The sequence below is a fragment of the Streptomyces sp. NBC_00377 genome (genome assembly GCF_036075115.1).
Lineage (GTDB): Bacteria > Actinomycetota > Actinomycetes > Streptomycetales > Streptomycetaceae > Streptomyces.
This window is the reverse complement of record NZ_CP107958.1, coordinates 4,669,109-4,690,712: the sequence shown is the minus strand read 5'-3', so window position 1 is coordinate 4,690,712 and position 21,604 is coordinate 4,669,109. Positions and strand designations below refer to the sequence as shown.

Here is a 21,604-nt window from a genome sequence, read left to right as displayed (position 1 = left end):
TCTCCCGCCCCACCGCACAGAGAATTAAGGAGCCCCCTGTGGCCGGCACCCTGAAGAATGTGACCGACGACGACTTCGAAGAGGTCGTCCTCAAGAGCGACAAGCCCGTCCTGGTGGACTTCTGGGCCGAGTGGTGCGGCCCGTGCCGCCAGATCGCCCCGTCGCTCGAGGCCATCGCAGCCGAGCACGGCGACAAAATCGAGATCGTCAAGCTCAACATCGACGAGAACCCGGGTACGGCCGCCAAGTACGGCGTCATGTCGATCCCCACGCTGAACGTGTACCAGGGTGGCGAGGTCGCCAAGACCATCGTCGGCGCCAAGCCGAAGGCCGCGCTCGTCCGCGATCTGGAGACCTTCATCTCCGAGTGATGCGCTGAGCCGTCCCGCCGACGGCTGATGTTTCACGTGAAACGTGTGGGCCGGCCCGAGAGGGCCGGCCCACACGCATGACCACACGCACCTAGAGCGGCCTCAGTGCCGGCTCCTTCTGGACTGCCCCCAGCAACCGGTCGAGTGCCATCTCCACGTCTTCCTTCCAGGAGAGCGTGGTACGCAGCTCCAGCCTCAGCCGAGGGTGAGTGGGGTGGAAACGGACCGTCTTGAAGCCCACCGCCAGCAGATGATCGGCCGGGAGCATACAGGCCGGTTCCTTCCATCTGGCGTCACCGAACGCCTCGATCGCCTTGAAGCCCCTCCGCAGCAGATCCTTGGCGACCGTCTGGACCATCACTCGACCGAGTCCTTGCCCCTGGTAGCCCGGCATGATGAAGGCAGTCATCAACTGCACGGCGTCCGGCGACACAGGGCTCGTGGGAAACGCCGTCGAGCGGGGCACATAGGCAGGCGGCGCGTAGAGCACGAAGCCCACGGGGACGTCGTCCACATAGACGACCCGCCCGCACGATCCCCAGTCCAGCAGGACGGCGGAGATCCAGGACTCCTTCTCCAGGGCGGGAGTGCCCGCCTTTACCGCGGCCGGACCGCTGACGGGGTCCAGCTCCCAGAAGACACACGCCCGACAGCGCTTGGGAAGGTCTTGAAGGTTGTCCAGCGTGAGCGGTACGAGCCGACGCCCCATGAAGGCTGTTCCTCGCTTCCTTCGCTCGCTGCGTCGCGAGCGGCTGTCAGAGCGCTCCGTTCCCTGAGCAGGCTGCCGACGAATCCGCCGACCGCGCCCAGGCCCAGCCCGGCGCTCACCAGTCCGGTCCGGCTCATCGTTCGCATGGCCCCCGCCTCCCGCTTCGAGGTACTGCCAGGTGGATGCGCCACAACCCCATCGCATCGTATCCACGATGCGATTCCATCGAAACTGCCTGAAAGCAAAGAGCGAGCCGTGTTCCGGTACACACCGGACACGGCTCGCTCACCGGTCCCACGGCCGACGCCCTCTCGGCCCCGCTACGGCTCAGCCTTCCGATTCCTCGACGTCGCCCTCCACAAGACCCTTTTGCAGGACAGGGCCCTCGCCAGGAGCGAGCGAGTCGAGAATGCGCTCCAGGTCCTCCATGGACGCGAACTCCACGGTGATCTTGCCCTTCTTCTGCCCCAGGTCGACCTTCACCCGGGTTTCGAAGCGATCCGAGAGCCTGGTGGCGAGGTCGGTCAGCGCCGGGGAGACCCGACCGCCGGCCCGTGGCCCCTTCGCCCGCTGAGCCGTCTGCGGACGCGAGCCCATCAAGGTCACGATCTCCTCGACGGCCCGCACCGACAGTCCCTCAGCCACGATGCGGTGGGCCAGCCGGTCCTGCTCCTCCGAGTCGTCCACGGAGAGCAGTGCGCGGGCGTGACCGGCGGAGAGCACTCCGGCCGCGACCCGGCGCTGCACCGCCGGCGAGAGCTTGAGCAGCCGCAGCGTGTTGGACACCTGCGGGCGGGACCGGCCGATGCGGTCCGCCAGCTGGTCGTGCGTGCAGTTGAAGTCCTTGAGCAGCTGGTCGTACGCGGCTGCCTCCTCCAGCGGGTTCAGCTGAGCACGGTGGAGGTTCTCCAGAAGCGCGTCCAGGAGAAGCTTCTCGTCGTCCGTGGCCCGCACGATCGCCGGGATCGCCTCCAGGCCGGCCTCACGGCAGGCCCGCCAACGCCGCTCACCCATGATGAGCTCGTAGCGCGCCGGGCCGAGCTGGCGTACGACGACCGGCTGGAGGAGGCCGACCTCCTTGATGGAGGTGATGAGCTCGTGCAGCGCGTCCTCGTCGAAGACCTCACGCGGCTGGCGCGGGTTCGGCGCGATGTGGTCCAGGGGGATCTCGGCGAAGTATGCGCCGACCGGCGCGGGCGCCTCCACCGAGCCGTTCAGCACCAGCTCCTCTGTTTCACGTGAAACAGACGGGAGCGTGGCCACCTTCGCGGCGGCCACCCCCCGGTCGGTCGTCAGCACCGGTACGGCTGCGGGGGACGTGGATCCTCCGCCGCCGACCGCGGCCTGCGCCGGTGTCTTCTCCGTCGGGGCAGCAGGGATCAGCGCACCAAGACCGCGGCCCAGCCCCCTCCGTCGCTCACTCACTGAATGCCCTCCACCATGTTCGGGTTGTTCTGGGCGCCGATATGGGCGTGGGTCGGGTCATAGCTGACACCGACACCCCTCAGCGCAAGCTCTCGTGCTGCCTCAAGGTAGGAGAGGGCGCCACTCGATCCTGGATCGTAGGTCAGCACCGTCTGTCCATAGCTCGGCGCCTCGGAGATACGGACCGAGCGAGGAATGCTCGTCCGCAGCACCTCTTCACCGAAGTGGGTGCGCACCTCCTCCGCGACCTGCGACGCGAGACGCGTCCGGCCGTCGTACATGGTGAGCAGAATGGTCGACACATGCAGCGTGGGGTTGAGGTGGCCCCGGACCAGGTCGACGTTGCGCAGCAGCTGCCCCAGGCCTTCCAGCGCGTAGTACTCGCACTGGATCGGGATGAGGACCTCGGCACCGGCCACCAGCGCGTTGACCGTCAGCAGGCCGAGTGAAGGCGGACAGTCGATGAGAATGTAGTCGAGTGGCTGCTCGTAGGCCTGGATCGCTCGTTGAAGGCGGCTCTCACGTGCCACCAGGGAGACCAGCTCGATCTCCGCGCCGGCGAGGTCGATTGTGGCGGGAGCACAGAAGAGGCCCTCGACATCAGGAACGGGCTGGACGACTTCCGCGAGCGGGCGACTGTCGACCAGTACGTCATAGATGGATGGGACCTCGGCGTGGTGGTCGATTCCCAGGGCCGTGGACGCGTTGCCCTGGGGGTCGAGGTCCACCACCAGGACTCGGCCGCCGTGCAGGGCCAGCGACGCGGCAAGATTGACGGTCGTCGTCGTCTTGCCGACTCCGCCCTTTTGATTGGCGACCACGATCACACGGGTCTGCTCAGGACGTGGCAGACCCTCGCCGGCGCGGCCCAGAGCCTCCACCGCGAGTTGGGCAGCACGACCGATCGGAGTGTCGTCCATCGGGGGCGGTGTTTCACGTGAAACATCCTCCCCAAACGACTCGGTACGGGGACCGGGGACCGGATCGGTCATCGGTCCCGCGATGTTGGCGTCGGACCGCAAGGATTCACTCTCCTCGACTTCAGGCTCGCAATGAACAGAGCCTCCCATGTCTTCGGGGTCATGAACCAGTGAGGCCTGTTGTTCTGTGGAGAAATCCACCTCTGTGGACAACTCCCGTCCCGCATGGAGTGAACCGAGAGGCTTACGGTCGCGGGGTTCGGCTGCGGCGCGGCCGCGGCTGATGATGCCGTGGAGCAAGGAGCGACGTTTCACGTGAAACACGATGCACAGCGCCGGCAGCCGGACCCCTCGCGACACTCCGTGATGCGCGGGTTTGGCAGCTTGTGTGGAGTACGTCTCAGCGGCGACGACGCGTTCGGCTGGTGCGGGCCGCTTTGGCCCGCTTGGCGGCGAATCTCACACCACCCGGGCTCTCCCCCACCTCAACCCGCACCACCGTGGACAACGGATCCACTACGCCCTCGCCGACATGCAGGACCGAAGTGCCCACGGCGCCGAGCTTGCTCAACGCCGTGGCGGCACTCTTCAGCTCCTCCTCGGCGGTGTCGCCCTTGAGGGCCAGCATCTCGCCGTAGGGGCGCAGCAACGGAATGCCCCAGGTGGCCAGGCGGTCCAGAGGCGCCACGGCACGGGCGGTCACCACATGCACCGGCGGCATCGTGCCCATGACTTCTTCGGCGCGACCACGAGCCACCGTCACATGGTCCAGGCCCAGGAGCTCAACCACTTCGGTGAGGAAGTTGGTGCGTCGCAGCAGCGGCTCCAGCAGGGTGATCTTCAGGTCTTCCCGCACGAGCGCCAGGGGGATACCGGGCAGCCCGGCACCCGAGCCGACGTCGCAGACGGTCACACCCTCCGGTACGACCTCGGAGAGCACCGCGCAGTTCAACAGGTGCCTCTCCCACAGGCGGGGCACCTCCCGTGGGCCGATGAGCCCGCGCTGTACCCCTGCCTCGGCCAGGAGCTCGGCGTATCGGACCGCATCACCGAAGCGATCGCCGAATACCTCTCGTGCCACCTCAGGCGCAGGGGGGAGCTCCGCTGCCTCCGTCACGGGGACCGTCCTTCCGTACCGCATCAGCGCTTCGAGCGCCGACCACCAGAACTACCAGGCTGACAAAGATCGGCCCCGTCTGCGCAACAGACGGGGCCGGAGTGCGTGCGTACCGGATCAGTTGGGGAGGACGACGACGAAGCGCTGCGGCTCTTCGCCCTCGGACTCGCTGCGCAGACCGGCGGCTTTCACCGCGTCGTGGACGACCTTGCGCTCGAAGGGAGTCATCGGCTCCAGCCTCACCGGCTCGCCGCTGTTCTTCGCGTCGGCCGCGGCCTTGGCGCCCAGCTCGGAGAGCTCGGCACGCTTCTGGGCGCGGTAGCCCGCGATGTCCAGCATCAGCCGGCTGCGGTCGCCGGTCTCCCGGTGCACGGCCAGGCGCGTGAGTTCCTGGAGCGCCTCCAGCACCTCGCCGTCCCGGCCGACCAGCTTCGACAGGCCACGGGTGCCCGCGTCGCTGATGATCGACACAGAGGCGCGGTCGGCTTCGACGTCCATGTCGATGTCGCCGTCGAGATCGGCGATGTCCAGCAGACCCTCGAGGTAGTCCGCAGCGATCTCGCCCTCCTGCTCCAGGCGGGTCAGGGTGTCTGCACCCTCGGCGGCGGCGGAGGTGGTGCCTTCCGTCACGGGATGGGCTCCTTCTTACTTCTTGGACGGGGACTTGGGGCGCTGCGGGCCGCCCTTGCGCTGCCCGGACTGGGCCTTGCTGCGGCCTCCGCTGCCGGGCTTGGAACCGGCCGGCTTGGCCGTACCGGCGCTCCCGGAAGGCTTGGCGTCCTCCGGCTCGTCGGATTTGGTGAGCGAGACGCTCTCGCCGGCAGCCTTCGCCGGGGCCGCGGACTGGCGCTGGGACTTCGACTGGCGCTTGGGCTGCTGCCGCTTGGCGGCGGCCGTGCTCGTCGTCGGCGTGCCGTCCTCGGTCTGGACCGCGGTCTGGGACTCGCCCCTGATCACGGTGCCGTCGGCCTGGGCGGCGAAGCCCACCTTGGTCAGACCGTTGATGAACTTGCGCTCGGCGTCGTTGCGCTCGCGGCCCTTGGCGACGATGGCCTTGACGATGGCCTTCTCGCCCCGGCTGCGGATCTTGCCGTGGTGCGTGACGTGCTTGTACAGGCGCTCCAGGTACGCGGCCTGAGCCTTGGAACCCGGCGTCGGGTTGTTGCGGATCACGTACATCTGCTGACCCATGGTCCACACGTTGGTGGTCAGCCAGTAGACGAGGACACCGACGGGGAAGTTGATGCCGAAGACGGCGAACATGACGGGGAAGACGTACATCAGCATCTTCTGCTGCTGCATGAACGGCGTCTTCACCGAGGTGTCGACGTTCTTCGTCATCAGCTGGCGCTGCGTGAAGAACTGCGACGCCGACATCATGATGATCATGATCGCGGTGACGATGCGGACGTTGGTCAGCGAGGCGTCGAACGGCACCAGGTCCGAGGCGCTGTCCGTGAACTTCGCGGCCAGCGGGGCGCCGAAGATGTGCGCCTTCTGCGCGCTCGCGAGAAGGCTCTCGTTGATCACGCCAATGGTTTCACCGTTGGCGATGCCGTTGAGCACGTGGTACAGCGCGAAGAAGAACGGGGACTGCGCCAGGATGGGAAGGCACGAGGAGAGCGGGTTGGTACCCGTCTCCTTGTACAGCTTCATCATCTCTTCGGACTGGCGCTGCTTGTCGTTCTTGTAGCGCTCCTGGATCTTCTTCATCTCGGGCTGCAGCGTCTGCATCGCCCGCGTCGCCTTGATCTGCTTCACGAAGAGCGGGATCAGACAGATACGGATCAGAATCACCAGGGACACGATGGACAGGCCCCAGGCCCACCCGGTGTCGGGGCCGAAGATGGCCCCGTACACCTTGTGGAACTGGACGATGACCCAGGAGACAGGTGTCGTGATGAAGCTGAAGAGGCTGGCAATCGTGTCCACTAATCATGCTCCTTGGGCATGGGACGGTGTCTCTGCGGCCGGGCTCGAAGGAGAAGTCAAGTTCTCTTCGGTGGCCGTTTCGGCGGCGGAGGTCCCGCCCCTGCGTGCACGCCAGGCGTCACGCAACATTTCGTGCCACCGCGGGCGCTTGCGCGGCGGAACATGGTCCACGCCGCCCAGCGACCACGGATTGCACCGCAGGATCCGCCAGGCGGTAAGTGCCGTTCCCTTGATCGCACCGTGCCGATCGATGGCCGTGTAGCCGTAGTGGGAGCACGACGGGTAGTACTTGCACACCGGCCCCAGCAGCGGACTGATCGTCCACTGGTAGAGCTTGATCAGAGCCAGCAGCGGGTACTTCATCGCGCGCCCCCTCCCAGTAGCCGTTGAAGGGCGGCATCCAGGTCTTGGGCCAGCTGTGCGTGGTCGGCGTCGCCCGCCCCGGGCAGCGCCCGTACGACTACCAGGCTACCGGGGGGGAACAGGGTGACTCGGTCGCGCATCAGATGACGCAGTCTGCGTTTCACCTTGTTGCGCACGACCGCGCCGCCCACGGCCTTGCTCACGACGAAACCCGCACGCGTCGGGGGAGCGCTCTCCCCAGGCGCGTGCGGGTCCGTTGCACCGCTTCGAAGGTGGACCACGAGGGTCGGGCGGCCGGCCCGACGACCCCGTCGTACCGCGGTCGCGAAGTCCTCGCGCCGCCTCAGCCGATGCTCGGTAGGCAGCACGACGTCATGACCTGATCAGGCTCAGGCGGACAGGTTGGCGCGACCCTTGCTGCGGCGGTTCGCGAGAATCGCGCGACCGGCACGGGTGCGCATCCGCAGGCGGAAGCCGTGGGTCTTGGCGCGACGACGGTTGTTCGGCTGGAAGGTGCGCTTGCTCACTCGGGGGCTCCAGAAATCAATCGGTGGTGGCGGGGTGCCGTCCTGGCTGTCACCGTGCGCCCACGAGGTAGCTCGCGGTTAAACGCCCGAGTGCACCGCTTCCCGATCACCGACGTGATCTGTGCCCATCGGAGGCAGGCGGCAGCAGCCATCGACAACTCGACCTGGTTACGGTACGCGCGGCTGCGCCATTCGGTCAAACCGGCGGTCACGGGCGACACTGTCCACAGGCTGGGGACAACAACTTGAACCGTCCCGTCGCCCTGACTACCGTGGCTGAACTCCGATTCGTTCCTTTGTCCCTGCCCCACCCGATATGAATCCCGACCGTCCCACAACCACACGTACGTGGGACCCACGAGAGAGCGTGCCCTGTGGCTGACGTGCCTGCCGATCTTGCCGCAGTGTGGCCACGCGTAATGGAGCAGCTCCTCGGGGAGGGCCGCGGCCAGGGTGTCGAGGTGAAGGACGAGCACTGGATCCGGCGCTGCCAGCCCCTGGCCCTGGTCGCGGACACCGCTCTGCTCGCCGTGCCCAACGAGTTCGCGAAGAACGTCCTCGAAGGACGCCTGGCCCCGGTCGTCAGCGAGACGCTGAGCCGCGAGTGCGGGCGGCCGATCCGTATCGCGATCACCGTCGACGACTCCGTAGGCGAAGCCCCGGCCCCGCCGGCGCCTCCCGTGCAGCAGCCGTCCCGCTATGAAGAGCCCGAACTCCCCGCAGGCCCCTACGACGGCCAGGACGGCCGCTACGACACCGGGTACGACAAGCCGTACGAAAGCCAGTACGAGGGCTACGGCAGGCACCGCGCCGAACAGCTGCCCCCGACGCCCGGCGACCAGCTTCCCGGCTCGCGCCCGGACCAGCGCCCCGACCAGCGCCCGGACCAGCGCCCGGACCAGCGCCCGGACCAGCGCCCGGATCAACTGCCCACGGCGAGGCCCGCGTACCCGTCCGAGTACCAGCGCCCGGAGCCCGGCGCCTGGCCGCGGCCGCAGCAGGACGAGTACAGCTGGCAGCAGCAGCGGCTCGGCTTCCCCGAGCGTGACCCCTACGCGTCGCCCTCGTCGCAGGACACCTACGGCGGGCCGGCCTCCCAGGCCCCGTACGGCGCCCCGTCACAGCAGGACTCCTACGGTCCGCCGTCGCAGGACTACCGCCCCCAGTCGATGGAGCGGCCGCCGTACGACCCCTCGCCGTACGAGCAGAAGCGCTCGGAGTACGAGCCGTCGCGCTCCGACTACGACCAGCGCGACAGCGGTCGGCGTGATCTGTCCGATCAGTCGTCCGGGCCCGGTCATCCGCACCGCGGCGGCCCGGGCCAGCCTCTCGGCCCCGGACAGTCGGCCAAGCAGTCCTCGCCGACGCCCGGCCCCGGTGAGCCGACCGCGCGCCTGAACCCGAAGTACCTCTTCGACACGTTCGTCATCGGTGCCTCCAACCGGTTCGCGCACGCGGCCGCCGTCGCCGTCGCCGAGGCGCCCGCGAAGGCCTACAACCCCCTTTTCATCTACGGGGAGTCGGGTCTCGGCAAGACGCACCTGCTGCACGCCATCGGACACTACGCGCGAAGCCTCTACCCGGGCACGCGGGTGCGGTACGTGAGTTCCGAGGAGTTCACCAACGAGTTCATCAACTCCATCCGCGACGGCAAGGGCGACAGCTTCCGCAAGCGGTACCGCGAGATGGACATCCTGCTCGTCGACGACATCCAGTTCCTCGCGGACAAGGAGTCGACGCAGGAGGAGTTCTTCCACACCTTCAACACCCTCCACAACGCCAACAAGCAGATCGTGCTCTCCAGCGACCGGCCGCCCCGGCAGCTGGTGACCCTGGAGGACCGGCTGCGCAACCGCTTCGAGTGGGGCCTGACCACCGACGTCCAGCCGCCGGAGCTGGAGACGCGTATCGCGATCCTCCGCAAGAAGGCGGTGCAGGAGCAGCTGAACGCCCCGCCGGAGGTGCTGGAGTTCATCGCGTCCCGGATCTCGCGCAACATCCGCGAGCTGGAGGGCGCGCTGATCCGGGTGACGGCGTTCGCGTCGCTCAACCGGCAGCCGGTGGACCTGGGGCTGACGGAGATCGTCCTGAAGGACCTGATCCCCGGCGGTGAGGACTCGGCCCCCGAGATCACCTCGACGGCCATCATGGGCGCGACCGCCGACTACTTCGGGCTGACCGTCGAGGATCTGTGCGGCACCTCCCGCGGGCGCGCGCTGGTGACGGCCCGCCAGATCGCCATGTATCTGTGCCGCGAGCTGACGGACCTGTCGCTGCCGAAGATCGGCGCGCTGTTCGGCGGCCGCGACCACACGACCGTCATGCACGCGGACCGCAAGATCCGCAATCTCATGGCGGAGCGGCGCTCCATCTACAACCAGGTGACCGAGCTGACGAACCGCATCAAGAACGGCTGACCGCGCGGAGGAACGCGCCTCAGACGTCGCCGAGGGCGCCCCCGGAGGGAGATCCGTGGGCGCCCTTCGTCGTCCCGGAGCAGGCGCGTGGACCGGCGGAGGCAGCCGTCGCCGCCCGGCCCCTGACCGGCCCTCGTCCCGCCGCGCGTCGCCGCACAGCCCGCGGGGCGCGAGGGTCGTCCCACAGCCCACAGGACGCCCGACGACGACGCGTTCGCTCAGTGGGGATCGGCGCGGGCCCACGCCGGACCACGGCCGGTCCCGCGCCGCGTCACGCCGAACCGAAGCCGCATCCGCACCCGAATCAGCACCCGAATCAGCACCCGCGAGGGCCGGAATCCGGGCCGAACCCGGCCGGACCGCGGTGGGTGGCGGTCGCCCGCCGCTCACCCGGTGTTCGATTAAGAGCCGGGTTACGGCCACTCTCCACAGATTCGGTGACTTTTTCCCGTCCACACCCTGGGGACCGGGAAGTTGTCCAGACTGTGTCCACAGGTGTTCGCGGTGCGGGACGATCAGAGCAGGTCACCTGCCTGTGGATTCGTGGACGAAGGATTTCCACAGCCTGTGGACAAAGAAATGATCCACAGGCTGTGCATGGAGTTGTCCACCGACAACCCACAGGTTGGGGCCGGTTGTCCCCAGCGATCCGGGGCTTCTCCACATCGCTGTCCACTGTTCGGCAACGCGGCGCGCCTCCTCACCGGGTCGAGTGAAAGGCGTCACACGAAGGTGCCGGGTTGGCCTGTGGGAAAGACGGGTAAACCTGGGGACGCCGCTGGGGACAACTCGCCTCAGCCTGTGCACGGAGTGTGCAGAACTTTCTGTTCTCCACAGAAGGCCCCGGTTATCCACCGCCGCCGCCCACAGGGCCAGTGGACAAAATATCGCCTCTGAGCTGCGGAAACACAGTTATCCACCGTTTCCACAGCCCCTACTACTACTCCCGACTAGAGAGAGCGAGAAATCCGTTTAGAAGGGGGTCCTGTGCACAACTCGCTCTCCGGTGCCCGGCTGCCCCTCGTCACGACTTGACCCCGAGGGGCACCGACTGTCAGTGCGGTGCGTCAGACTGTTCCCCGGTGGTCCTGCCCCTCACCGGGGCCGACCACACCGAGACAGACGACGAAGGCCAGGCAGGGCGAGAAGCGCCGGCAACAGCAGGAGGCGGCAAGAGTGAAGATCCGGGTGGAACGCGACGTACTCGCGGAGGCCGTGGCCTGGGCGGCACGCAGCCTCCCGGCCCGTCCGCCGGCGCCTGTCCTCGCCGGCCTGCTGCTGAAGGCCGAGGACGGCCAGCTGAGTCTGTCCAGCTTCGACTACGAGGTCTCGGCGCGGGTCTCCGTCGAGACCGAGGTCGAGGAGGAGGGCACGGTCCTCGTCTCCGGCCGCCTGCTGGCGGACATCTGCCGCGCCCTGCCCAACCGGCCCGTGGAGATCTCCACGGACGGTGTACGGGCGACGGTGGTCTGCGGCTCCTCGCGCTTCACCCTGCACACACTGCCTGTGGAGGAGTACCCGTCCCTGCCGCAGATGCCGAACGCGACGGGCACGGTCCCCGGCGAGGTCTTCGCCTCCGCCGCCGCTCAGGTGGCCATCGCCGCCGGCCGTGACGACACGCTGCCCGTCCTCACCGGTGTGCGCATCGAGATCGAGGGCGACACGGTCACGCTGGCGTCCACCGACCGCTACCGCTTCGCCGTCCGCGAGTTCCTGTGGAAGCCGGAGAACCCCGAGGCCTCCGCGGTCGCCCTGGTGCCCGCCAAGACGCTCCTGGACACCGCCAAGGCGCTCACGAGCGGCGACAGCGTCATCCTGGCGCTCTCCGGGTCCGGCTCGGGCGAGGGCCTGATCGGCTTCGAGGGCGCGGGTCGGCGTACGACCACCCGGCTTCTGGAGGGCGACCTCCCGAAGTACCGCACCCTGTTCCCGACGGAGTTCAACTCCGTCGCCGTGATCGAGACCGCCCCCTTCGTGGAGGCCGTCAAGCGCGTGGCCCTGGTCGCCGAGCGCAACACCCCGGTGCGCCTCAGCTTCGAGCAGGGCGTGCTCATCCTGGAGGCCGGCTCCAGCGACGACGCACAGGCTGTGGAGCGGGTCGACGCACAGCTCGAGGGCGACGACATCTCGATCGCCTTCAACCCGACCTTCCTGCTGGACGGCTTGAGCGCCATCGACTCACCCGTCGCCCAGCTGTCCTTCACGACGTCCACGAAGCCCGCGCTGCTCAGCGGCAAGCCGGCTCTGGACGCGGAGGCGGACGACGCCTACAAGTACCTGATCATGCCGGTGCGTCTGAGCGGCTGACGCGGGTGCCGTGAGTCCGGACGGTTGTCCACAGACGGTGGACGACCGGGGCGGTCCCTGGGGAGAAGTCACCGGTGAATCCCCAGGTGGGGTCGTACGTCTGAGCGCGTATGCCCACAGGTGTGCGTGACGGTCCGGGTTTAGGCTCGGACATGGGTACGAAGGTGCCCCACACGCCACACAGCGACCTAAGGAACAACTGATGGAGCTCGGTCTCATCGGCCTCGGCAAGATGGGCGGCAACATGCGCGAGCGGATCCGCCGCGCGGGCCACACCGTCGTCGGATACGACCGCAACCCGGACCTCGCCGATGTCCACAGCCTCGAGGAACTCGTGGGCAAGCTCAAGGGTCCGCGCGTGATCTGGGTGATGGTCCCGGCGGGTGCGGCCACCCAGTCGACCGTCGACGAGCTCGCCGAACTGCTGGAGCCCGGCGATGTCGTCGTGGACGGCGGCAACTCCCGCTGGACGGACGACGAGAAGCACGCCGAGGAGCTGGCCGCCAAGGGCATCGGCTTCGTCGACTGCGGCGTCTCCGGCGGCGTCTGGGGCCTGGAGAACGGCTACGCGCTGATGTACGGCGGCGACGCCGCACACGTGGCGAAGGTGCAGCCGGTCTTCGACGCGCTCAAGCCCGAGGGCGACTTCGGCGCGGTGCACGCCGGGAAGGTCGGCGCCGGCCACTTCGCGAAGATGGTCCACAACGGCATCGAGTACGCCATGATGCAGGCCTACGCCGAGGGCTGGGAGCTGCTGGAGAAGGTCGACTCCGTCACGGACGTGCGTGAGGTCTTCCGCTCCTGGCAGGAGGGCACGGTCATCCGCTCCTGGCTGCTCGACCTGGCGGTCAACGCCCTCGACGAGGACGAGCACCTCGACAAGCTGCGCGGCTTCGCGCAGGACTCCGGCGAGGGCCGCTGGACGGTCGAGGCCGCCATCGACAACGCCGTGCCGCTGCCCGCGATCACGGCCTCGCTGTTCGCGCGGTTCGCGTCCCGTCAGGACGACTCGCCGCAGATGAAGATGATCGCGGCGCTGCGCAACCAGTTCGGCGGCCACGCGGTCGAGAAGAAGTAGTCCACAGGGTCGCCACCGCGATCCACAACGCTGGGGGAGGTCGGCGAACGACCATGCACGTCACGCATCTGTCGCTGGCCGACTTCCGCTCGTACGCCCGGGTCGAGGTTCCACTGGACCCGGGCGTCACCTCGTTCGTGGGCCCCAACGGGCAGGGCAAGACGAACCTCGTCGAGGCCGTCGGGTACCTCGCCACCCTCGGCAGCCACCGGGTCTCCTCGGATGCGCCCCTGGTCCGCATGGGCGCCGACCGGGCCATCGTCCGGGCGCAGATCAGACAGGGCGAGCGGCAGCAACTGGTCGAGCTGGAGCTGAACCCGGGCAAGGCCAACCGCGCGCGCATCAACAGGTCTTCGCAGGTCAGGCCGCGTGATGTGCTGGGCATCGTGCGGACCGTGCTGTTCGCGCCGGAGGATCTCGCGCTGATCAAGGGCGATCCCGGTGAGCGGCGCCGTTTCCTCGACGAGCTGATCACCGCGCGCTCCCCGCGGATGGCGGGTGTGCGCTCGGACTACGAGCGGGTGCTCAAGCAGCGCAACACGCTGCTCAAGACGGCCGCGCTCGCCCGGCGGCACGGCGGGCGGTCCATGGACCTGTCGACCCTGGACGTGTGGGACCAGCACCTTGCGCGCGTGGGCGCCGAGCTGCTCGCCCAGCGTCTCGACCTGGTCGCCGCGATCCAGCCGCTGGCCGACAAGGCGTACGAGCAACTGGCGCCCGGTGGCGGTCCCGTGGCCCTGGAGTACAAGCCGTCCGCGCCCGGTGAGGCACACACGCGTGAGGACCTGTACGGGCAGCTGATGGCCGCTCTCGCGGACGTCCGCAAGCAGGAGATCGAGCGGGGCGTCACGCTGGTGGGCCCGCACCGGGACGACGTGGTCCTCAAGCTCGGTCAGCTGCCCGCCAAGGGGTACGCCTCCCACGGCGAGTCGTGGTCGTACGCGCTGGCGCTGCGGCTGGCCTCGTACGACCTGCTGCGGGCCGAGGGCAACGAGCCGGTGCTGGTACTGGACGACGTCTTCGCCGAGCTGGACGTGCGTCGGCGGGAGCGGCTGGCCGAGCTGGTGGCACCCGGCGAGCAGGTCCTGGTGACGGCGGCGGTCGACGACGACGTGCCGCATGTGCTCGCGGGTGCCCGGTACGCCGTGGCCGAGGGGACGGTGGAGCGCGTATGACCGCCGAGGAGCCTGCCGCGAAGCGCGTCCCCGAGCCCTCCGGCGTCGATCTCGCACGGGTGGCGTTGAGGGCCGCCCGGGAGCAGGCACGCGCGCGTGGGGACGCGGCTCAGCAGAAGAAGCAGGCGCGGCGTGGTGGCGGCCTGCGCTCGGGTGCGCGTGCCGACGGCCGCGACCCCATGGCGCTGGGCGCGGCGATAAACCGGCTGCTCACCGAGCGCGGGTGGGAGGCGCCGGCCGCGGTGGGCGGTGTGATGGGCCGCTGGCCCGAGATCGTCGGCGAGGACGTGGCCAAGCACTGTGTGCCGGAGAAGTACGACGAGGACGAGCGGGTGCTGATCGTGCGCTGCGACTCGACGGCCTGGGCGACGAACCTGCGGCTGCTCGCCCCGACCCTGGTCGCGCGTCTCAACGAGGATCTGGGGCACGGTGCCGTGCGGCAGATCAAGGTGCTCGGCCCCAGCGGTCCCGCGCGCCGTTACGGCCCCCTCAGGGCCCCTGGGAGCACCGGTCCCGGTGATACCTACGGGTGACGTGTGTCACGCGTAGAAAGGCCGGGACGGATCTCTGGAGACCGCCCGGCCTTCGTGTCGTGTGCCCGCGTGCGGGTGCGAATCCGGACCTGACTCCCAAGTAGCCAAGGGTTGACACCCCGAAGCGCTGAGTGCCTCCGTGAGCCTCCTGAAGCCCCCTTCCGCATATCGGGACCCGGAAGAGACCGGTTGAGGGCGGCACATGCGGACTCAGGTACCGGCAAACCCCCATCAGTGTCAGTGCTACCGGTAGACTGGAAGCCAATCCCGCCCCGAACGTGGGGACCGCCCGGGAGAAGTCGAGCAACGCTGATCAAGGCTTACCAACGCAACATGCCGCAGCCGCTCCGGCAACCTGCCGACGAGCCTGGCTGGTGCTGTGCCAGAAAGGGCGCTTCGTGGCCGATTCCGGCAACCCCAACGAGAACATCCCGTCCACCGACGCCGGCGCGAACGGCGAGGCAAGTGCCTCGAGCAGCGAGGTCACCGCCTCGTACGACGCCAGCGCCATTACCGTCCTCGAGGGTCTGGACGCGGTCCGCAAGCGACCCGGTATGTACATCGGCTCCACCGGTGAGCGCGGCCTGCACCACCTCGTGTACGAGGTCGTCGACAACTCGGTCGACGAGGCGCTGGCCGGGCACGCGGACACCATCGACGTGACGATCCTGGCCGACGGCGGCGTCCGTGTCATCGACAACGGCCGCGGTATCCCGGTGGGCATCGTGGCGTCCGAGGGCAAGCCGGCCCTCGAGGTCGTGCTGACCGTGCTGCACGCGGGAGGCAAGTTCGGCGGCGGCGGTTACGCGGTCTCCGGCGGTCTGCACGGCGTCGGCGTCTCGGTCGTGAACGCCCTGTCGAGCAAGGTCGCGGTCGAGGTCAGGACCGACGGCCACCGCTGGACGCAGGACTACAAGATGGGCGTCCCCACGGCCCCGCTCGTCAAGCACGAGGCCACGGACGAGACGGGCACGTCGGTCACCTTCTGGGCCGACGCCGACATCTTCGAGACCACGGAGTACTCCTTCGAGACGCTCTCGCGGCGTTTCCAGGAGATGGCGTTCCTCAACAAGGGCCTGACGATCAAGCTCACCGACGAGCGCGAGTCGGCCAAGGCCACCGCCGGGGCGGACGAGGCGGGTGCGGACGAGAAGGCCGAGGTCAAGATTGTCACGTACCACTACGAGGGCGGCATCGTCGACTTCGTGAAGTACCTCAACTCCCGCAAGGGGGAAGCGGTGCACCCGACGGTGATCGATCTGGAGGCGGAGGACAAGGAGAAGAGTCTCTCCCTCGAGGTCGCCATGCAGTGGAACAGCGGTTACACCGAGGGCGTGTACTCCTTCGCCAACATCATCCACACGCACGAGGGCGGCACGCACGAGGAGGGCTTCCGCGCGGCGTTGACGAACCTGGTCAACAAGTACGCGCGCGACAAGAAGCTGCTGCGGGAGAAGGACGACAACCTCACGGGTGACGACATCCGCGAGGGTCTGACCGCGATCATCTCCGTGAAGCTGAGCGAGCCGCAGTTCGAGGGTCAGACGAAGACCAAGCTGGGCAACACGGAGGCGAAGACCTTCGTCCAGAAGGCGGTCTACGAGCACCTCAACGACTGGCTGGACCGCAACCCGGTGGAGGCGGCGGACATCGTCCGCAAGGGCATCCAGGCGGCCACCGCGCGCGTGGCGGCCCGCAAGGCCCGCGACCTGACCCGCCGCAAGGGTCTGCTGGAGTCGGCGTCCCTGCCGGGCAAGCTGTCCGACTGCCAGTCGAACGACCCCATCAAGTGCGAGATCTTCATCGTCGAGGGTGACTCCGCCGGCGGCTCGGCCAAGTCGGGCCGCAACCCGCAGTACCAGGCGATCCTCCCGATCCGCGGCAAGATCCTCAACGTCGAGAAGGCGCGGATCGACAAGATCCTTCAGAACCAGGAGATCCAGGCGCTGATCTCCGCCTTCGGCACCGGTGTGCACGAGGACTTCGATATCTCCAAGCTCCGCTATCACAAGATCATTCTGATGGCGGACGCCGATGTCGACGGCCAGCACATCAATACCCTGCTGCTGACCTTCCTGTTCCGTTTCATGCGGCCGCTGGTCGAGGCCGGGCACGTGTTCCTGTCCCGCCCTCCGCTCTACAAGATCAAGTGGGGCCGGGAGGACATCGAGTACGCGTACTCCGACCGTGAGCGCGACGCGCTGCTCGAGATGGGCCGCCAGCGCGGCAAGCGCGTGCGCGAGGACTCGATCCAGCGCTTCAAGGGCCTCGGTGAGATGAACGCCGAGGAGCTGCGCATCACGACCATGGACCAGGAGCACCGCGTCCTCGGCCAGGTCACCCTCGACGACGCCGCCCAGGCCGACGACCTGTTCTCGGTCCTGATGGGCGAGGACGTCGAAGCGCGTCGCGCGTTCATCCAGCGCAACGCCAAGGACGTCCGGTTCCTCGACATCTGAGTCGGTCTCAGCTGACCGCACCAGAAAGGATTCTCACCAGCAATGACCGACGAGAACACTCCCGTCACCCCTGAAGAGGGCGGCGACGTCGTGATGCGCATCGAGCCCGTCGGGCTCGAGACGGAGATGCAGCGCTCGTACCTCGACTACGCGATGTCCGTCATCGTCTCCCGCGCGTTGCCGGACGTCCGGGACGGCCTCAAGCCCGTCCACCGCCGCGTCCTGTACGCCATGTACGACGGTGGCTACCGGCCCGAGAAGGGCTTCTACAAGTGTGCCCGCGTCGTCGGCGACGTCATGGGCAACTACCACCCGCACGGCGACTCCTCGATCTACGACGCGCTGGTCCGCCTCGCGCAGCCGTGGTCGATGCGGATGCCGCTGGTGGACTCGAACGGCAACTTCGGCTCTCCCGGCAACGACCCGGCGGCCGCGATGCGGTACACCGAGTGCAAGATGATGCCGCTGTCCATGGAGATGGTCCGTGACATCGACGAGGAGACCGTCGACTTCACCGACAACTACGACGGCCGCTCCCAGGAGCCGACTGTCCTGCCGGCCCGTTTCCCGAACCTGCTGATCAACGGTTCGGCCGGTATCGCGGTCGGTATGGCGACCAACATCCCGTCGCACAACCTGCGTGAGGTCGCGTCGGGCGCCCAGTGGTACCTGGAGAACCCGGACGCCTCGCACGAGGAGCTGCTGGACGCCCTCCTCGAGCGCATCAAGGGCCCCGACTTCCCGACCGGCGCTCTCGTCGTCGGCCGCAAGGGCATCGAGGAGGCGTACCGCACGGGCCGCGGCTCCATCACGATGCGCGCGGTCGTCGAGGTCGAGGAGATCCAGAACCGCCAGTGCCTGGTGGTCACGGAGCTGCCGTTCCAGGTGAACCCGGACAACCTCGCGCAGAAGATCGCCGACCTGGTGAAGGACGGCAAGATCGGCGGCATCGCGGACGTCCGTGACGAGACGTCGTCGCGTACGGGCCAGCGCCTGGTCATCGTCCTCAAGCGGGACGCGGTCGCCAAGGTCGTCCTCAACAACCTCTACAAGCACACCGACCTCCAGTCGAACTTCGGCGCCAACATGCTGGCCCTGGTCGACGGTGTGCCGCGCACCCTGTCGCTGGACGCGTTCATCCGCCACTGGGTGACGCACCAGATCGAGGTCATCGTCCGCCGGACGCGCTTCAGGCTGCGCAAGGCCGAGGAGCGGGCGCACATCCTGCGCGGCCTGCTGAAGGCCCTGGACGCCATCGACGAGGTCATCGCGCTGATCCGGCGCAGCGACACCGTCGACATCGCGCGCACGGGCCTGATGCAGCTCCTGGAGATCGACGAGATCCAGGCCAACGCCATCCTCGAGATGCAGCTGCGCCGACTGGCCGCCCTGGAGCGCCAGAAGATCGTCCAGGAGCACGACGAACTCCAGGCGAAGATCACCGAGTACAACGAGATCCTGTCCTCGCCGGTCCGCCAGCGCGGCATCGTGAGCGAGGAACTGGCCGCGATCGTCGAGAAGTACGGCGACGACCGCAAGACGATGCTGGTGCCCTACGACGGTGACATGTCCATCGAGGACCTGATCGCCGAGGAGGACATCGTCGTCACCATCTCGCGCGGTGGCTACGTGAAGCGCACGAAGACGGACGACTACCGCTCCCAGAAGCGCGGCGGCAAGGGGGTGCGCGGGGCGAAGCTGAAGGAGGACGACATCGTCGACCACTTCTTCGTCTCCACCACGCACCACTGGCTGCTGTTCTTCACCAACAAGGGCCGCGTGTACCGGGCGAAGGCGTACGAGCTGCCCGACGCCGGCCGTGACGCGCGTGGACAGCACGTGGCGAACCTGCTGGCCTTCCAGCCGGACGAGGCGATCGCCGAGATCCTCGCGATCCGCGACTACGAGGCGGCGCCGTACCTGGTCCTGGCCACCAAGGGCGGCCTGGTCAAGAAGACGCCTCTGAAGGATTACGATTCGCCGCGTGCCGGTGGTGTCATCGCGATCAACCTCCGTGAGACGGAGGACGGTTCCGACGACGAACTGATCGGAGCCGAACTTGTCTCGGCCGACGACGATCTGCTTCTGATCAGCAAGAAGGCACAGTCGATCAGGTTCACCGCCACGGACGAATCCCTGCGGCCCATGGGCCGTGCCACCTCGGGTGTCAAGGGCATGAGCTTCCGTGAGGGAGACCAGCTGCTCTCGATGAATGTTGTTCGACCCGGTACGTTCGTGTTCACTGCCACAGACGGCGGGTACGCGAAGCGCACCGCCGTCGACGAGTACCGCGTCCAGGGTCGCGGCGGCCTCGGTATCAAGGCCGCCAAGATCGTCGAGGACCGCGGTTCTCTCGTCGGCGCGCTGGTGGTCGAGGAGACCGACGAGATCCTCGCCATCACGCTGTCCGGCGGTGTGATTCGTACGCGAGTCAACGAGGTCAGGGAGACGGGCCGTGACACCATGGGCGTCCAACTGATCAACCTGGGCAAGCGCGATGCCGTCGTCGGTATCGCACGTAACGCCGAGGCGGGGCGCGAGGCGGAGGAGGTCGACGGCGAGGACGCCGTGGACGAGACCGCCGAGGCAGCCACGACCACCGGCACGGACGAGGGTGAGTCGCCCGCGTCCGAGTAGCGAGGAGTGAGTCAACGTGAGCGGAGCCACGGGCGCCGGTACGTCTGCCGGTACGGGTAAGAACGGCGGCGGCCGTGGCTCCGCCGCGTCGGCGGGGGACGCGCGTACGACCGACGCGCGGGGCGCAGGGGATGCCGACGGGCGTGCGGCGGACACGCACACGACCCAGCTGAAGGCCATCAGGCCGGCAGCGGCCGACTCGCCCTCGTCCCCGGCCGACACACAGGGCTCGAAGGGATCCCAGGGGGGAACCGTGACGGAAACCCGAGGCACGCAGGCCAAGCAGGAGGCGTCGCCGCTTCCCGGTGAGCGGCAGCCGCCGCAGCAGCCCGCCGGGCCCTACCACCCGCCGCAGGCCTACCCGACGCAGGCGCCTCCGGCGCAGGCCGCGGCCGGCACCGTACGACGGCCGCGCACCGGGGCCCGCACCACGCCCCGCGTGCGCAAGGCGCGCCTGCGGGTGTCGAAGGCCGACCCCTGGTCGGTGATGAAGGTCAGCTTCCTGCTCTCCATCGCGTTGGGCATCTGCACGATCATCGCAGCCGCCGTGCTGTGGATGGTCATGGACGCGATGGGCGTCTTCTCGACGGTCGGCGGGACGATCTCGGAGGCGACCGGCTCCAACGAGTCGAACGGCTTCGACCTCCAGTCGTTCCTGTCGCTCCCCCACGTCCTGATGTTCACGTCGATCATCGCGGTCATCGACGTCGTCCTCGCGACCGCCCTCGCGACCCTTGGCGCGTTCATCTACAACCTCTCCGCGGGCTTCGTCGGCGGTGTCGAGCTGACGCTCGCCGAGGACGAGTGACCTGTGCCGTCGTAGCGGTTCCAAACCCTGCTGTGCGTCCCGCGACTATCGATTTTGGGACTGCCCACGTCGTGCGCTAATCTTCAGGAGTCAGCGCGCGGGACACACACCGCAGAGCGCGGCGGGGCTATAGCTCAGTTGGTTAGAGCGCATCCCTGATAAGGATGAGGCCACAGGTTCAAATCCTGTTAGCCCCACCAGCCAGAAGACCCCCGGACCATCGGTCCGGGGGTCTTTTGACATCACCGGTTCACACCCACGGCGGTGGACGGCCTGCGGCCGGCCGGCGATCGGGCTCTCCGGCGGCTCCGCGAGCATCTTCACAGCCTCCCGCCCGGTAGCTGACCGCCGATCACCACCGCCTGCTTGCAGTTCACTTTCTGTCTGCGCCGTTCTCGCGGTCCGTTCCAGCGGCTTATTCCAGGGAACCGAGCATCTGCCCCATGGCGGTCACCACCGACGGCTCCACCCGGTAGTACACCCATGTGCCACGGCGCTCGGAGGTGAGCAGACCGGCGGTCTTGAGCTTCTTCAGGTGGTGGGAGACGGTCGGCTGGGAGACGCCGACGTCGGAGATGTCGCACACGCACGCCTCTCCGCCCTCGTGCGAGGCGACCAGTGAGAACAGCCGAAGCCGCACCGGGTCTCCGAGCGCCTTGAACATCGCGGCGGTCCGTTCGGCCTCCTCGGCCGTCAGCGGGCGCTCGGTGAGCGGCGGGCAGCACGGCACCACACCCTCGGTGGCCTCCGGGGCCGGCACCAGCGGCAACGCCTCGATGTTCGACATACGTCTATGTATACACATGTCGAAGCAGGTGGGTGAGGG

Annotated in this window: 19 protein-coding genes and 1 tRNA gene; 10 read left to right on the top strand and 10 right to left on the bottom strand. The window is 68.0% G+C overall.

Going from position 1 to position 21,604, the window contains the following annotated elements:
- Positions 1-38: 38 nt before the first annotated feature.
- Positions 39-371: a thioredoxin gene (trxA, locus tag OHS71_RS21060; RefSeq protein WP_328480923.1), complete on the top strand. Its 333-nt coding sequence runs from the start codon at positions 39-41 to the stop codon at positions 369-371.
- Between the two features lie 91 nt (positions 372-462).
- Here trxA and OHS71_RS21055 read toward each other — a convergent pair whose 3' ends face one another.
- The 9 genes from OHS71_RS21055 to rpmH form a co-directional block, all read right to left on the bottom strand.
- Positions 463-1,080 (bottom strand): GNAT family N-acetyltransferase, encoded by a 618-nt coding sequence (locus tag OHS71_RS21055; protein ID WP_328480922.1) that lies wholly within the window; start codon positions 1,078-1,080, stop codon positions 463-465.
- 327 nt (positions 1,081-1,407) lie between these two features.
- Positions 1,408-2,505, bottom strand: coding sequence for a ParB/RepB/Spo0J family partition protein (locus OHS71_RS21050; RefSeq protein ID WP_328480921.1), 1,098 nt, complete (start codon positions 2,503-2,505; stop codon positions 1,408-1,410).
- Complete coding sequence (locus tag OHS71_RS21045; RefSeq protein ID WP_328484583.1) at positions 2,502-3,575, bottom strand: AAA family ATPase; 1,074 nt, start codon at positions 3,573-3,575, stop codon at positions 2,502-2,504. The genes OHS71_RS21050 and OHS71_RS21045 overlap by 4 nt, the downstream gene beginning before the upstream one ends.
- Before the next feature lie 250 nt (positions 3,576-3,825).
- Positions 3,826-4,542, bottom strand: a complete 717-nt coding sequence (rsmG, locus tag OHS71_RS21040; protein WP_328480920.1) for a 16S rRNA (guanine(527)-N(7))-methyltransferase RsmG — start codon at positions 4,540-4,542, stop codon at positions 3,826-3,828.
- 117 nt (positions 4,543-4,659) lie between these two features.
- Positions 4,660-5,172, bottom strand: a complete 513-nt coding sequence (locus OHS71_RS21035) for a Jag family protein (protein WP_328480919.1) — start codon at positions 5,170-5,172, stop codon at positions 4,660-4,662.
- A 15-nt stretch (positions 5,173-5,187) separates the two neighbouring features.
- On the bottom strand, positions 5,188-6,474 hold the full coding sequence (gene yidC, locus OHS71_RS21030) for a membrane protein insertase YidC (protein WP_328480918.1): 1,287 nt from the start codon (positions 6,472-6,474) through the stop codon (positions 5,188-5,190).
- Positions 6,475-6,477: 3 nt separating this feature from the next.
- On the bottom strand, positions 6,478-6,837 hold the full coding sequence (gene yidD / locus OHS71_RS21025) for a membrane protein insertion efficiency factor YidD (protein ID WP_328480917.1): 360 nt from the start codon (positions 6,835-6,837) through the stop codon (positions 6,478-6,480).
- Entirely contained in the window at positions 6,834-7,205 is a 372-nt protein-coding gene (gene rnpA, locus OHS71_RS21020; protein WP_078615780.1) for a ribonuclease P protein component, read from the bottom strand. The genes yidD and rnpA overlap by 4 nt, the downstream gene beginning before the upstream one ends.
- 21 nt (positions 7,206-7,226) lie before the next feature.
- Positions 7,227-7,364 (bottom strand): 50S ribosomal protein L34, encoded by a 138-nt coding sequence (rpmH, locus tag OHS71_RS21015; RefSeq protein ID WP_018846094.1) that lies wholly within the window; start codon positions 7,362-7,364, stop codon positions 7,227-7,229.
- Positions 7,365-7,738: 374 nt separating this feature from the next.
- Here rpmH and dnaA point away from each other — a divergent pair, with 374 nt between their 5' ends.
- The 9 genes from dnaA (at position 7,739) to OHS71_RS20970 (ending at position 20,978) form a co-directional block, all read left to right on the top strand.
- Positions 7,739-9,781 carry a chromosomal replication initiator protein DnaA gene (dnaA, locus tag OHS71_RS21010; protein WP_328480916.1) on the top strand — a complete coding sequence of 681 codons (2,043 nt, stop codon included), beginning with the start codon at positions 7,739-7,741 and terminating at the stop codon, positions 9,779-9,781.
- A 1,176-nt stretch (positions 9,782-10,957) separates the two neighbouring features.
- Complete coding sequence (dnaN, locus tag OHS71_RS21005; RefSeq protein ID WP_328480915.1) at positions 10,958-12,088, top strand: DNA polymerase III subunit beta; 1,131 nt, start codon at positions 10,958-10,960, stop codon at positions 12,086-12,088.
- Between the two features lie 202 nt (positions 12,089-12,290).
- The gene (gene gnd, locus OHS71_RS21000; RefSeq protein ID WP_328480914.1) at positions 12,291-13,166 is read left to right on the top strand and encodes a phosphogluconate dehydrogenase (NAD(+)-dependent, decarboxylating); all 876 of its coding nucleotides are present in this window, start codon (positions 12,291-12,293) and stop codon (positions 13,164-13,166) included.
- A gap of 53 nt (positions 13,167-13,219) precedes the next feature.
- The gene (recF, locus tag OHS71_RS20995) at positions 13,220-14,341 is read left to right on the top strand and encodes a DNA replication/repair protein RecF (protein ID WP_328480913.1); all 1,122 of its coding nucleotides are present in this window, start codon (positions 13,220-13,222) and stop codon (positions 14,339-14,341) included.
- Complete coding sequence (locus tag OHS71_RS20990) at positions 14,338-14,874, top strand: DUF721 domain-containing protein (RefSeq protein WP_328480912.1); 537 nt, start codon at positions 14,338-14,340, stop codon at positions 14,872-14,874. The genes recF and OHS71_RS20990 overlap by 4 nt, the downstream gene beginning before the upstream one ends.
- Positions 14,875-15,248: 374 nt before the next feature.
- Complete coding sequence (gyrB, locus tag OHS71_RS20985) at positions 15,249-17,333, top strand: DNA topoisomerase (ATP-hydrolyzing) subunit B (RefSeq protein ID WP_328480911.1); 2,085 nt, start codon at positions 15,249-15,251, stop codon at positions 17,331-17,333.
- 42 nt (positions 17,334-17,375) lie between these two features.
- On the top strand, positions 17,376-19,970 hold the full coding sequence (gene gyrA, locus OHS71_RS20980; RefSeq protein WP_328480910.1) for a DNA gyrase subunit A: 2,595 nt from the start codon (positions 17,376-17,378) through the stop codon (positions 19,968-19,970).
- Positions 19,971-19,986: 16 nt separating this feature from the next.
- Entirely contained in the window at positions 19,987-20,778 is a 792-nt protein-coding gene (locus OHS71_RS20975) for a DUF3566 domain-containing protein (protein WP_328480909.1), read from the top strand.
- Between the two features lie 123 nt (positions 20,779-20,901).
- Positions 20,902-20,978: transfer RNA gene (locus OHS71_RS20970), tRNA-Ile, on the top strand.
- A gap of 215 nt (positions 20,979-21,193) precedes the next feature.
- On the opposite strand, the gene OHS71_RS20965 is transcribed toward OHS71_RS20970, so the two are convergent.
- Positions 21,194-21,565, bottom strand: a complete 372-nt coding sequence (locus OHS71_RS20965; RefSeq protein ID WP_328480908.1) for an ArsR/SmtB family transcription factor — start codon at positions 21,563-21,565, stop codon at positions 21,194-21,196.
- Between the last annotated feature and the right edge of the window lie 39 nt (positions 21,566-21,604).